Raw genomic sequence first — 13,374 nt, 5'->3', positions numbered from 1 at the left:
TCAGATTACCTTCGCTTCGTTCTTCAGCTTCTCGACCAGTTCGGCCACCGACTTGACCTTGATGCCAGCGCTGCGGGCAGCGGGCGCTTCAACCTTCAGAATCTTGTTGGTGGAGGCGAGGGAAACGCCCAGCGCGTCTGGCGTAACGGTCTCCAGCGGCTTCTTCTTGGCCTTCATGATGTTCGGCAGCGACGCATAGCGTGGCTCGTTCAGGCGCAGGTCGGTGGTGAGGATGGCTGGCAGGTTCAGCGATACGGTCTGCAGGCCGCCATCGATTTCGCGGGTGACGTTCAGCTTGTCGCCAGCAACGACCGCCTTGGAGGCAAAGGTACCCTGGGCAAAGCCGGTCAGCGCAGCCAGCATCTGGCCGGTCTGGTTGTTGTCACTGTCGATGGCCTGTTTACCGAGGATGACCAGCTGCGGCTGCTCTTTGTCGACAACGGCTTTCAACGCCTTGGCCACCGCCAGGGAGTTCAGCTCGTCAGCGGTTTCTACCAGGATGGCACGGTCGGCACCCAGGGCCAGGGCGGTACGCAGCTGTTCCTGGGCAGTGGCCGGGCCGACGGAAACGACGACGATTTCGCTCGCAATGCCTGTCTCTTTCAAGCGCACGGCTTCTTCCACAGCGATTTCGCAGAAGGGATTCATGGCCATCTTGACGTTGGCCAGGTCGACGCCGGAGTTGTCCGCCTTGACGCGGACCTTGACGTTGTAGTCGACCACTCGTTTGACGCTTACCAGTATCCTCATAAGCTCTCCAGTCATTGATAGTGCGAACGCGGGGCAGTGGGGTTCTGACAATGACGGTAACGCAGGGCGTGTGCGGGTGGATCGTCCGTTTCAACTAGTTGATCGGCGTTTACTGGCGACAGGGCGCAGGCATCAGGCATAGGCGGAAAGCCGCGAGGGGGCGGTCAGGTGCTGATAGGTACGCCAGAGCAGAACGATCGGTATGACGATGGTAAGGCTGACCAGCAGCAGGGCGTAGCGCAGCGACTCGTCCGCCAGCACCGGCAGCAGCGCATCGCTCAGTAGCCCGGTAGCCAACGGGCCGATACCGACCCCACACAAGGTCGAGATGATGGTCTGCAGTGCCACCGCGGTCGCACGGCGGTGGGCGGGCACCAACTGGGTCAACAACGAGAAGCAGGGCCCGACCCACCACACCGAGAAAAAGCTGCCCAGCGCACACCAGAGCATTGCGCTGGGTACCGGAACCGCACCCGCATACAGCAGGATGTCACGCGGCCACAGCAGGTAGATGATCAACGCGCAATTGCCGAGCACATGGCCGATGAGCGGAATGCCGATTTGCCACTGCTGGCTCCTGATCACCAGGCGGTCAGCCAGCCAACCACTGAACAGGGCCCCTAGCCCGGCAAAGGTGCCGCCGACCAGGCCGGCCAGCAGGCCGGCGTAGTGCAGCGGCAGGTCATGCGAGCGCACCAGGAAGCTGGCATTCCACATGGCAAAGGCATAGGCGCTGAAGGTGGTGATGCCGCACGCCAGCACCAGGCAACGGTAGGCCGGTTGCGCCATGAGTGCGCGAGCGCTGCCCAGCAGGCTTTGAATGGGCGGTGCAGCCTGGGTGGCGTGGCAATGGGGGAGGTCGAAGCGCCCGCGTACCGGGTCGCGCATCACAAAGGCAAACACCGCGCTGATCAGCAGGGAGGGCAGGGCGACGGCAAAAAAGGCGCTGCGCCAGCCATATTGGTCAACCACCCAGGCGCCGGCACTGAGGGCGATGATGGTGGAAAACGTCGGCGCGGCGGTGTAGCAACTGATGGCAAAAGAACGCCGGTGCGGCGGGTAGATATCGGCGATGATCGACATCGAGGTCGAGGTGCTCGGCGACTCGAAGACCGCCACCGCCATGCGCGCGATCACCAGCATCGCAAAGCTGGTGGACAGGCCGCACACCACGGTGGCCAGCGCCCACAGCAGGCAGGTGATGGCCAGCAGGCGTGTGCGTGGCAGGCGGTCGGCCAGGCGCCCGGCCGGCAGGCCCAGCAGCACATAGACGGCAGCGAAGGCCAGGCCAGAGACCAGGCCCATGGCGGTGTCGCTGGCACCGAACTCTTGTTTGAGCGGTTCGATCATCACGGCAATGATCTGCCGCCCGACAAAGTTATCGGCGTACATCATCGCGAGCACAAACAGCAGACCATGGCTGCGCCAGCCGATGGGTTGAGAATGCAAACTGCTCATGGATGACTCCCGGTCAAACCGCAGAGGAGGGCAATGGCCCAGGCTGTGCCTGGGCCCCGTGCAGCGGTCAGGCGCTGGCTTGGCGTTGCCTGGCCAGGGTCATGGCAGTGTCTTCGATCATGTCTTCCTGGCCGCCGACCATGCCGCGCCGGCCCATCTCGACAAGAATTTCCCGCGCCGGGACGCCGTACTTTTTCTCGGCACGCTTGGCAAACAGCAAGAACGAGCCGTAGACACCGGCATAGCCCATGGTCAGGGCATCGCGGTCGCTACGGATCGGGAAGTCCATGATCGGCACCACCAGGTCTTCGGCAACGTCCTGGATACCGAACACACTGACGCCGGTTTCGATGCCCATGCGGTCGCAGACGGCCACCAGCACTTCCATGGGGGTATTGCCGGCACCCGCGCCCAAGCCTGCACAAGCAGCATCGATACGGGTGGCACCAGCGGCAATGGCCGCAATCGAGTTGGACACGCCCATCGACAGGTTGTGATGGCCATGGAAGCCGATTTCAGTTTCAGGCTTGAGCGCTGCACGCAGCGCCGCGACCCGCGCGCTGACGTCATGGGGCAGCAGGTAGCCGGCCGAGTCGGTGATATAGATGCAATTGGCGCCGTAGCTTTCCATCAGCTTGCCCTGGGTGACCAGGCCTTGCGGGCTGTTCATATGGGCCATCATCAGGAACCCGACGGTGTCCATGCCCAGCTTGCGGGCCGCGCCAAGGTGCTGTTCGGACACGTCTGCTTCCGTGCAGTGGGTGGCGACGCGAATGGTGCTGACGCCCAGCTCGTAGGCCATCTGCAGGTGATCCACCGTGCCGATGCCCGGTAGCAGCAGGGCCGAGACCTTGGCGTTTTTCATCAGCGGGATGACCGCCGACAAATACGCCTCGTCGCTGTGCGCCGGAAAGCCATAGTTCAGCGAACTGCCCCCCAGGCCATCGCCATGGGTCACCTCGATCAACGGGACACCGGCGGCGTCCAGGCCACAGGCGATGTCTTTCATTTGCTGCAGGGTGATCTGGTGGCGTTTGGGGTGCATGCCGTCACGCAGGCACATGTCGTGGACGGTGATGGATTTACCGTGAAGGTCCATGGCGCGCTCCTTAGGCGATGGCAGGTTGTGGGGTGCTGGCACGCAGGGTCAGATCGCCTTTGAGCATTGCTTCGGCAAACATCTCGGCGGTGCGCGCGGCGGCGGCGGTCATGATGTCGAGGTTGCCGGCATATTTGGGCAGGTAGTCGCCCAGGCCTTCGACTTCCATGAAAATCGACACCCGGTTGCCGTCGAACACCGGGCCGTTGACCAGCTTGTAGCCGGGCACATAGCGCTGGACTTGCGCGATCATGTCGGCAATCGCGGCGGTGATGGCCGCCTGATCAGGCTCGGTTTCGGTCAGACAGTGCACGGTGTCGCGCATGATCAGCGGCGGCTCGGCGGGGTTGACGATGATGATCGCCTTGCCCTTTTTCGCGCCCCCTACCTGTTCCACCGCTGCAGCGGTGGTGCGGGTGAATTCATCGATGTTCTTGCGTGTGCCCGGGCCGACCGATTTCGAGGCCGCCGTGGCAATGATCTCGGCATAGGCCACCGGCTGCACGCTGGACACCGCGGCCACCAGCGGGATGGTCGCCTGGCCGCCACAGGTCACCATGTTGACGTTCATCGCGCCCAGGCCAAGGTTGTGTTCGAGGTTGACCGGCGGCACACAGTAGGGGCCGATGGCCGCCGGCGTCAGGTCGATCATCAGCACACCCAGGGCATTGAGCTTGCGGCTGTTCTCGGCATGCACATAGGCGGAGGTGGCATCGAAGGCGATCTGGATGCCGTCTTCCACTACATGCGGCAGCAGGCCGTCAACGCCCTCGCTGGTGGTTTTCAGGCCCAGCGCGGCGGCGCGGGCCAGGCCTTCGGAGGTGGCATCGATACCCACCATCCAGACGGGCTCCAGTACTTCACTGCGCTTTAGCTTGTACAGCAGGTCGGTACCGATGTTGCCGGGCCCGATGAGGGCGCATTTGATCTTTTTACTCATGGCATTGTTCTCGCTCGGAAGAAGGTAGGGCCGCAGGCTCAGGGCACGAAGTGCAGGTGCATCTCGCCCATGCCGCTCAGCGACAGGCTGACGAAGTCACCCGGGGCGACCGGTACCAGCGGCGCGAGGGCGCCGGACAGAATGATTTCGCCCTTGCGAAACGGGATGCCCAGCCGGCCCAGGGTGTTGGCCAGCCAGGCCACGGCGGCGCAAGGGTGGCCTTGCACCGCCGAGCCAAGGCCGCTGCCCACCGGCAGACCGTTCTTGAACAGGTGCAACTGGACCTTGGCCAGGTCCAGGTCACGCGGATTGACGCGCTGCCGGCCCAGGGCGAAAACACCGCAAGAGGCGTTGTCGGCAACGGTGTCCTGAATGCGGATCTGCCAGTTCTCGATACGCGAGTCGACAATCTCGAAACACGGCAGTACCCACTCGCTGGCCGCCAGTACATCGTCGGCACTGATGTCGGTACCTTGCAGGTCTTCGCCCAGTACAAAGGCAATCTCGCCTTCGGCCCGTGGTTGCACCAAGTGGTGGGCAGCAAAGCTGACGTCGCTGCCATCGGCGACCTGCATACGGTCGGTCAGAAAACCAAAATCGGGCTGGTGCACATCGAGCATTTCTTGCACGGCGCGGCTGGTTACCCCGATTTTCTTGCCGATCACTTGCTCGCCCAGCGCTTCGCGACGCGCCAGAAACCGCAGGGAAATCCGGTACGCGTCATCAAGGCTGATGGCCGGGTGACGTTGGGTCAGCGGGGGCAGGCTCTGGCGTGCGTTCAGGGCGTGGAACAGCTCATCGCCCAGTGTTTCAATCAGCTGCGCATCCATGGGGAGGTCGCTCTGTGGCAAGTGGATAACAGGCCGGGCCACCTGCAGCGCCCGGCAACAAGGCTTCAGCCCGGCCAGACACTGGAATCGGCGCCGCCATCGACATCGATGATCTTGCCGGTGACCCAGGCGGAGGCGGGGCTTGCCAGGTACAGGGCAGCGGCGGCGATGTCCTCTGGCTGACCCAGGCATTTGAGCGGGGTGTTGTTTTCCATCGTCTTGCGCATGGCATCGGGCATGACCCCGGCCAGGGCGTCGGTCAGGATCGGCCCGGGCGCCACCGCATTGACCCGGATCTGCGGCGCGAACTCTTGTGCCAGCAGGCGCGTCAGGTGGGTCAGCGCAGCCTTGGCGGTGCCGTAGGCGCTGAAGTGGCGCTGGGCGTAACGGGCGGCCACAGAGGTGATGTTGATGATGTTGCCGCCCCCGGCGTCGCGCATCAGGGGTACGCACAGCTGAGAAAGGGCGTAGGCGGCGCTGACGTTGAAGCTCAACACCTGCTCGAAATCTTCCGGGCTCATCTTCAGCGGGTCGTTGGGGCCGCCGCCGCCGGCGTTGTTGACCAGATGGGTAATGCGCCCCAGCTGTTCGGCGGCGTTGGCGACCAGGGCGCTGCGCTGTTCGCTGTCGGTGACATCGCAGCTAAAGGCCAGGGCGCGCCGCCCTCGGCTGCGCACCTCTTCGGCGACGGCCTCGACATCTGCCAGCGAACGGGCGCTGCAGACCACATCAGCGCCGGCATCGGCGTAGGCCAGGGCAATGGCACGGCCTATGCCACGGCCGCTGCCGGTGACAATGGCGACACTGCCAGTGAGGTTGAAGCGTTGCAGAATGCTCATGGCTGTCCTTGTTGTTCTAATGGTTCAGGGAAGTCACAGTGCTCAACGCGGTGCCCACAGGTCTGGCAAGCCCGGGTCGGACGTGGCGATCAGGCGCTTGAGCAACACCTTCAGCGCCTGGCTGTCACCGGCGCCAAGACGGGCAGAGATGTCCTCCTCGACGGCTTTGGCCAGGGCCACCTCCTGCAGCGAAGCCTCCCGCCCGTCGGCTGTCAGCACATAGCGGACCTGGTTGTCGTCCAGTTCACGGGCGACCAGGTTCTGGCGTTCGAGAAAGCGCATGCTTGTGGCGCTCACCACATGACCGGTGTAGCCGACGTAGGCGTTGATCTCGTCCAGGGTCATGTTGTCCCGTATGCACAGGGTGGAGAGGATGAAGAACGCGTGTTCATCGAGCTGTTGGTTCTTCAGCAGGCGGCGCAATGCAAACAGCATCTGGTAGTGCGAACGGCCGAGCAGGTAGCCGAGCAGGTCTTCGGTGTAGCTGCACTCGGGCGGTGGCGGGGTGGTTGCCAGGCGCAGCTCGTTGCGCGGCTTGCGCATTGCCAGGGCGTACTGGCCACTCTGGAAGGCCAGCGGGGCGCGGTCGCTATGGTCGAAAGCGAGCACTTCGCCGACGAAGATGACATGGTCGCCGCCTTCGTACTGGAAGGCCGTGCGGCATTGGAAGCGCGCCGTACAGTCTTGCAGCAGCGGTGCCTCGCTGATGCCGGTGTCGAGCTGGACTTCAGAAAACTTGTCTTCACCCTGGCGGGCAAAACGTCCGGACAGGGATTCCTGTTCGGTCGACAAAACGTGCACGTTCCAGTGGCGACCACCGCTGAACACCGGCAGACTGCGGGCATTCTTGGACAGACTCCAGAGTACCAGCGGTGGGTTGAGCGAAACCGAGTTGAAGCTGTTGGCGGTGATACCAATAGGCGAGCCGTCTTCGGCCTGGGTAGTGATGATGGTCACCCCCGTGGTAAAGGTGCCGAGCGCGGCGCGAAACGCTTGAGGGTCGAAACAGGCGGGCGTTGCCATGATGGGCCTCATGGAATGAGTGTGCGTGCTGGCAGTATTCCCAGCGCCACGGGGCTTTGCATCGTCTCAACGGACTAACGTTTTTGGCTCGATCGTCCACTTGGACGAGGCGGTCTCCGGGGTCTGGGGCTAGTTTGCGGGGCAGGGCGTCGTGCAAAGACGGCCATGGTGGGCACAGAGGCGACATGCTGGCCCTTGTTCAGTTGAGGAGGCACCAATGAGTTGTGCAAATTCTTCCGTCGACACGCTGTCGGCCTTGCTGCGTGAACAAAAGGCCGCGTTCAACGCTCAAGGGGCCGTCACTGCCGTTGAGCGCCGCGCGCGGATCCAGCGGGTGATCGACATGCTGGTGGCGCACCACGAAGCGCTGGCCGAGGCGATGGATGCGGACTTTGGCGGCCGCCCCCAGGGTTTCTCGCTGATGAATGATGTGCTGGGCTCGCTCGGCTCGCTCAAGCACGCGCGCGACCACCTCGAAGGATGGATGCAGGATGAGCCGCGGCCCGTCTTCAGCCCCTACGATCAGCTGGGCGCCGAGGCCTGGGTGATGTATCAGCCCAAGGGTACGGTGGGCATCCTGGGCACCTGGAACGCCCCGCTGTATACCTTGCTCAGCCCCCTGGGTTCGGCGCTGGCGGCGGGTAACCGGGCGATTCTCAAACCTTCGGAGGTGGTGCCACGCACTGCTGCGCTGGTAGCCAAGCTGTTTGCCGAGCGGTTCGATCCGCTCGAAGTGGCTGTCGTCACCGGTGGCGCCGACCTGGCCCAGGCCTTTACCGGGCAGCCGTTCGACCACCTGGTGTTTACCGGCAGTACTGCGGTGGCCAAGTCCGTGATGCGCAATGCGGCCGAGCACCTGGTGCCGTTGACGCTGGAACTGGGCGGGAAGTCGCCGGTGATCGTCGCGCGCAGCGCCGACCTGGGCACTGCAGCCTTTCGTATTGCGCTTTCCAAGACCACCAACAGTGGCCAGGTCTGCATCAACCCGGACCTGGTTTACGTGCCACGCGAGCAGCTGGAAAGCTTTCTTGAGGCCTTTGCCAGCGCTTACCGCCAGTTCATCCCTGAGGTGAGCGACAACCCGGACGTGGTCGCGGTGGTCAATCCCCAGCACCTGTCCCGTGTTGAAAACCTGGTTCAGCAGGCGCTGCAAGCCGGTGCCCGGGTAGTGAGCCTGCCCTACGCGCAAGCGGCTGATGAGCAGAACCGCCGTCGGCCGTTGCAGTTGGTGGTCGACCCGCCCCATGACAGCCTGATCCTGCATGAAGAAATCTTCGGCCCGGCAATGGTGGTGCTGCCCTTTGATGACGTTGACCAGGTCATCGCCCAGATCAACGGCCGCCCGCGGCCTCTGGCCCTTTACTACTTTGGCAACGACGCCGAGGAGCAGCGCCATGTGCTGGAGCACACCCTGTCGGGCGGGGTCACCCTCAACGACGTGATGATGCATGCCGCCTTGCATGACGCCCCGTTCGGCGGTGTCGGCGGGTCAGGGATGGGGCACTATCACGGTCGCGAAGGCTTTATCGAATTCAGCCACCTGCGCACCGTACTCAAGGCGCCCGAGCATGACCCGCGCGGTGAATGGGGCCTGCTACCGCCGTACAGCGAACACTTCCTGGCCGCGATGAAAGCGCAAATCACCCCAGATTGACGGGGTAGCTGGCGCGCGCTGAGCGTATCGAACAGACACAATAAAAAACGGAATTCTGCACATGGAAAAAAACGCATTGCCACTGGCCGACACGCTTGCCACGGCGGGTGCCGACGCCGCTGACGGATGGCCGCGACGCCAGGTTCTCAAGGCCGGCGCAGTGGCGCTGGGCGTCGGGCTACTGGGGCGGTTTGCCGATGCCCGGGCCGCTGGCGGCTTGTCGGCCAGCGATTACCTGGGCCTGGATGCCTGGGCCATGGCCAAGGGCTTGCAGGCCGGCCACTTCAGTGCCGAAGACTTGCTCGGCGCAGCATTTGCCCGTTGTGACCTGGTCAACCCGAAGATCAACGCAGTCAACATGCGCCATGACGATTATGCCCGCGCGTTGCTGGCGGCCAGGCAGAAGGCCGGCACCCTGACCCAGGGCTCGCTGGCGGGCGTGCCGATCCTGCTCAAGGACCTCAACACCTACTTGCAGGGCACGACCACCAGCAACGGCAGCCGCCTGTTCAAGGATGCGCCACCGTCGGGCGTTACCAGCACCTTGATCCGCCGTTATGAGGCCGCCGGGGCAGTGCCTTTCGGTAAAGCCACCAGCCCGGAGTTCGGCCTGACCACCACTACCGAGTCGTTGGCATGGGGGCAAACCCGCAATCCCTGGAATCTGGCGTTGAGCGCCGGGGGCTCGTCCGGTGGTTCTGCCGCGGCGGTGGCCGCTGGTATTGTCCCGGTCGCCCATGCCACCGACGGTGGCGGCTCGATCCGCATCCCTGCGTCCTACTGCGGGCTGGTCGGCCTCAAGCCGACACGCTATCGCACGCCGAGCGGGCCGGCACGCCTTGAAGGCTCGTTTGGTGCCAGTGTCGCCAACACGGTCTCGCACAGCGTGCGCGATACCGCGTTGTTTCTCGATGCCGGCCAGGGTCACGAACCCGGTAGCCCGTACTGGAGCCTGCCGCTGGTACGCCCTTACGTCGAGGAGCTGGGCCGTGACCCCGGCCGTTTGCGGGTCGCGCTGGTGCGCGAATCGCTGACCGGAGCACCGCTGGACCCGGCGATTGCCAAGGTTCTGGAGGACACCGTCAAGCAACTGCTGGGCCTCGGCCACGAGGTGGAAGAGCTGCGTTTGCCGGTTCAGGCCCAGCAACTGTTCGGCGCCCACGGCGTGGCCATCGGCAACTCGTTGCTGGTCACGGTCAACGACCGGGAGAAAGCCCTGGGCCGCGCGTTGGGGCCGCAGGACCTGGAAATCATCACCTTTGGTGTGCTGGAGCGCGCAGCGAAGGCTACGGGTGAGGGCGTAGTGCGTGCCCGGCATGCGTTCGAAGACATCAGCATGGCCATGGAACAGCAATTCGAGCGTTTTGATGTGATCCTTTCGCCGGTCACCGCCAGCCTGACACCGGCCTTGGGCGAGCTCTCGCTCAACCAGCCCTACGAAAGTTACGCCCGCAAGGCCATGGGCAGTGCCGCGTTCACCGTGCTGGCCAACGTCAGCGGCCAGCCGGCCATTTCCTTGCCACTGGGCATGAGTGACAGCGGCCTGCCGGTGGGCATGATGTTCACTGCTCGCCTTGGCGGTGAAGACGTGCTGCTGCGCCTGGCCTCGCAGCTGGAACAGGACCGCCCGTGGGCCGCCAGGCGCGCAGCGATCTGAGGCTGTAAAGGCGCCAGGGACGGCGCCGTACCGCGTTTCTCTAGTCCGCTTTGACGATGAATATTCGCCTGCTGCATTCGATCATCGACCAAGACTTGCGCAACCGCGCAACGAGTTTGGGAGAACGAACGGATGGACAGCATGCGAGAGAAAACGCGGGAAGAAATCGAACTGCTTGAACACGCCCGGCGCCTGGTGCCCGCCCTCAAAAGCCGCACCGCGCGCGCTGACCGCGAGTTCCGGGTACCTGACGAAACCATCTTCGAATTGCAACAGGCCGGCTTGTTGCGTGCCCTGCAACCACGTGCGTTCGGTGGTTACGAAGTCGATCCGCGGACTTTTTTCGAAATCCAGATGATCCTCGCCGAAGGCTGCATGTCCACGGCGTGGATTTATGGCGTGATGGGCGTACACCCCTGGCAACTGGCGCGTTACCCGATCGAGGCCCAGCGCGATGTATGGGGCCAGGACCACACCACCCTGATCTCGTCCACCTACATGCCCGTGGCCAAGGTAACCGTGGTTGAGGGCGGCTATCGCATCAGCGGGCGCTGGGGCTTTTCCAGCGGTAGCGAGCACTGCCAATGGTGCTTCCTCGGCGGTGTGTTGCCCGCCGATGGCGACCAGGCAGCGGAGCACGGCACCTTCCTGATCCCGCGCAGTGACTACCGTATCGAGCACAACTGGGACGTGCTGGGCCTGCGCGGCACCGGCAGCCACGACATTGTCGTCGAAGATGCCTTCGTGCCAGCACACCGCGTGCAACGCACCAACAACTGCACGCTTGAAGCCACGCCCGGACGCCTGGTCAACACCAACCCGATCTATGCCATTCCTTTCGCTCAGGTGTTCACGCGCGCGGTGTCCTCGTCGGCCATCGGTGCCTTGCAGGGGGCGATCAACGAATTCCGCGCCAATGCCGCGGCGCACATCGGCAAGCACGGTATGAAAACCGCCGACGACCCGGTGGCGCAAACCACCGTAGCGGAGGCAACCATCATCGTCGACAGCCTGCGGCTGGTGCTGGAGCGCAACTATGCGCACCTGATGACGCTGGCCGAAGCGGGTGAATACCCGGACGTGGAAACCCGCCTGCTGTACCGCTACCAATCGTCGTACGTCACCAATATCTGCGCCGAGAAGGTCAACGAACTGTTGCGCTGCATGGCCGCTTCCGGGCTGTACAACACCAACCCGGTGGCGCGCCTGTTCCGCGACCTGCATCAGGCGCGTGGGCATATCGCCAACAACTACATGGCCTTCAGCCGCAGCCTTGGCGCCGTGCAACTGGGCCTGCCCAACCCTGATCCTTACGTATGAGCCGTGCCCGGGCCTGGCTGCAGGCCTGGGCCTGCGCCCCCCTGGCCGGCACGCCGGGATATTTCCGATCACAGCCAAGGCACAACAACAATGACAGCTAAAGCTCAGCCTGTTTCACACTACGACGTGATCGTCGTCGGCTCCGGTGCCGGTGCGATGACCTCGGCGCTGTTTGCTGCCGAACAGGGTCTATCGGTACTGGTTGTCGAGAAAAGCGACAAGTTCGGCGGTACGTCGGCGATCTCCGGCGGCGGCATCTGGATCCCCAATAACCACTACTTCGCCGCCAAAGGTGGCCGCGACAGTGTCGAGCTGGCCCTGCAGTACCTCAAGGCCGCCACCGGTGAGCATGGTGATGACAAGCGCTTGCGTGCCTACGTCAAGCATGCGCCGCAGATGATCCGGGCCCTGGTGGACAACAGCCATGTGCGGTACGCCGTGGCGGCAAAGTACCCGGACTACTATCCGCAACTGCCGGGCTCGCTGGCCGGCGGTCGCACCCTCGACCCGGAGCTGTTCGACACCAGCCTGCTCGGTGATGAACTGGCCAACCTGCGCACACCGTCACCCTCGACACTGCTGATGGGGCGCATTGCCTGGACCGCCCGGCACGCGCACAAGGCCATGTCGCGCTCCTTTGGCTGGCGACTGCTGATTCTCGGCCTGATGCTGCGCTACAAGCTCGACTTCAAATGGCGCCGCAAGAGCCGGCGCGACCGCCGCGCCGCCTTGGGCAGCTCGCTGGTTGCCTCGTTGCGTCGCTCGTTGATGGACCGCAACATTCCGCTGTGGTTGAACACCGACTTCCAGCACCTGATCACCGACAATGGCCGGGTCATTGGCATGCAGGTTTGTCGTGACGGGCAGACGCTGCAGCTGCATGCCCGCCATGCGGTGATTTTTGGCTCCGGAGGCTTTGAGCAGAACCAGGCGTTGCGCGAGCGCTATCTACCGCAGCCAACCCTGCGCGACTGGAGCGCCACGCCACCGGGCAACAACACCGGTGCAGCGTTACAGGCCGGTATCGAGCTGGGCGCGGCGACCGCCCTGATGGATTGGGCCTGGTGGGCACCGACCATTACCGTGCCCGGCGAAGAGAAACCCCGTGGGGTATTTGCCGAACGGGCGTTCCCCGGCGCCATCGTGGTCAACAGCCTGGGCCGGCGCTTTGTCAATGAGGCGGCGCCATACCTGGAATTTGTCGACGCAATGTACCGCGACAACCAGCACACCGGTGGCAAGTCGATCCCGTCCTGGGTGATCTTCGATGGCCATTTTCGCTTCAACTACGCCATGGGGCCGTTGATGCCGGCCCAGGTCATGCCCGACAGCCGACTGCGTAAGGAATGGCTCAATACCTTGTACTACAAGGCTGACAGCCTGGCGGCGCTAGCGGCGCAGATCGGCGTCGACCGCGCAGGGCTTGAGCAGACCGTGCAGAAAATGAACGCCTACGCCCGCAGCGGCGTCGATGCCGACTTTGGCCGTGGCGGCAACGTGTTCGACCGTTACTACGGCGACAGCAACGTGAAACCCAACCCGTGCCTGGCGCCCCTGAGCAAGGGGCCGTACTACGCGATGCGCCTGGACGCTGGCGACATCGGCACCAAAGGTGGGCTCTTGACCAACGAACATGCGCAGGTAGTAAGCCAGGACGGCGAGGTCATTCCTGGCCTGTATGCCATTGGCAACTGCTCGGCGTCGGTCATGGGCACCAGTTACCCCGGTGCCGGCGGCACCTTGGGGCCGGCCATGACGTTCGGCTATATCGCGGCCCATCACATTGCTGCCAATCGTTGAGGAG

Annotated in this window: 11 protein-coding genes; 4 read left to right on the top strand and 7 right to left on the bottom strand. The window is 63.8% G+C overall.

Going from position 1 to position 13,374, the window contains the following annotated elements; all coding sequences use genetic code 11:
* The 7 genes from AK81_RS14775 to AK81_RS14745 all read right to left on the bottom strand — a co-directional run bounded on the left by AK81_RS14775 (position 1) and on the right by AK81_RS14745 (position 6,939).
* Entirely contained in the window at positions 1–750 is a 750-nt protein-coding gene (locus AK81_RS14775) for an electron transfer flavoprotein subunit beta/FixA family protein (protein ID WP_043200023.1), read from the bottom strand.
* A 132-nt stretch (positions 751–882) separates the two neighbouring features.
* A complete protein-coding gene (locus tag AK81_RS14770) occupies positions 883–2,208 on the bottom strand; it encodes a spinster family MFS transporter (protein ID WP_043200021.1) in 1,326 nt (441 codons plus the stop codon).
* 67 nt (positions 2,209–2,275) lie between these two features.
* Positions 2,276–3,307, bottom strand: a complete 1,032-nt coding sequence (dmpG, locus tag AK81_RS14765; RefSeq protein ID WP_043200019.1) for a 4-hydroxy-2-oxovalerate aldolase — start codon at positions 3,305–3,307, stop codon at positions 2,276–2,278.
* 10 nt (positions 3,308–3,317) lie between these two features.
* Positions 3,318–4,247, bottom strand: a complete 930-nt coding sequence (locus AK81_RS14760) for an acetaldehyde dehydrogenase (acetylating) (RefSeq protein ID WP_043200018.1) — start codon at positions 4,245–4,247, stop codon at positions 3,318–3,320.
* Positions 4,248–4,285: 38 nt separating this feature from the next.
* Positions 4,286–5,077 carry a fumarylacetoacetate hydrolase family protein gene (locus tag AK81_RS14755; protein WP_043200017.1) on the bottom strand — a complete coding sequence of 264 codons (792 nt, stop codon included), beginning with the start codon at positions 5,075–5,077 and terminating at the stop codon, positions 4,286–4,288.
* Between the two features lie 65 nt (positions 5,078–5,142).
* Positions 5,143–5,916, bottom strand: a complete 774-nt coding sequence (locus AK81_RS14750) for a glucose 1-dehydrogenase (protein ID WP_043200016.1) — start codon at positions 5,914–5,916, stop codon at positions 5,143–5,145.
* A 42-nt stretch (positions 5,917–5,958) separates the two neighbouring features.
* Positions 5,959–6,939 (bottom strand): flavin reductase, encoded by a 981-nt coding sequence (locus tag AK81_RS14745; RefSeq protein WP_043200014.1) that lies wholly within the window; start codon positions 6,937–6,939, stop codon positions 5,959–5,961.
* Between the two features lie 217 nt (positions 6,940–7,156).
* Here AK81_RS14745 and AK81_RS14740 point away from each other — a divergent pair, with 217 nt between their 5' ends.
* The 4 genes from AK81_RS14740 to AK81_RS14725 all read left to right on the top strand — a co-directional run bounded on the left by AK81_RS14740 (position 7,157) and on the right by AK81_RS14725 (position 13,370).
* The gene (locus AK81_RS14740; RefSeq protein ID WP_043200013.1) at positions 7,157–8,593 is read left to right on the top strand and encodes an aldehyde dehydrogenase family protein; all 1,437 of its coding nucleotides are present in this window, start codon (positions 7,157–7,159) and stop codon (positions 8,591–8,593) included.
* A gap of 61 nt (positions 8,594–8,654) precedes the next feature.
* Positions 8,655–10,250, top strand: a complete 1,596-nt coding sequence (locus AK81_RS14735) for an amidase (RefSeq protein WP_043200011.1) — start codon at positions 8,655–8,657, stop codon at positions 10,248–10,250.
* 132 nt (positions 10,251–10,382) lie between these two features.
* Positions 10,383–11,570, top strand: a complete 1,188-nt coding sequence (locus tag AK81_RS14730) for an acyl-CoA dehydrogenase family protein (protein WP_043200010.1) — start codon at positions 10,383–10,385, stop codon at positions 11,568–11,570.
* A gap of 90 nt (positions 11,571–11,660) precedes the next feature.
* Complete coding sequence (locus AK81_RS14725) at positions 11,661–13,370, top strand: FAD-dependent oxidoreductase (protein ID WP_043200009.1); 1,710 nt, start codon at positions 11,661–11,663, stop codon at positions 13,368–13,370.
* The last annotated feature ends 4 nt before the right edge of the window (positions 13,371–13,374 follow it).

Source organism: Pseudomonas putida W15Oct28, from assembly GCF_000708715.2.
Taxonomy (GTDB): Bacteria; Pseudomonadota; Gammaproteobacteria; order Pseudomonadales; family Pseudomonadaceae; genus Aquipseudomonas; species Aquipseudomonas putida_R.
The sequence above is the reverse complement of the archived record's forward strand: the minus strand, read 5'-3'. Positions and strand labels throughout refer to the sequence as shown.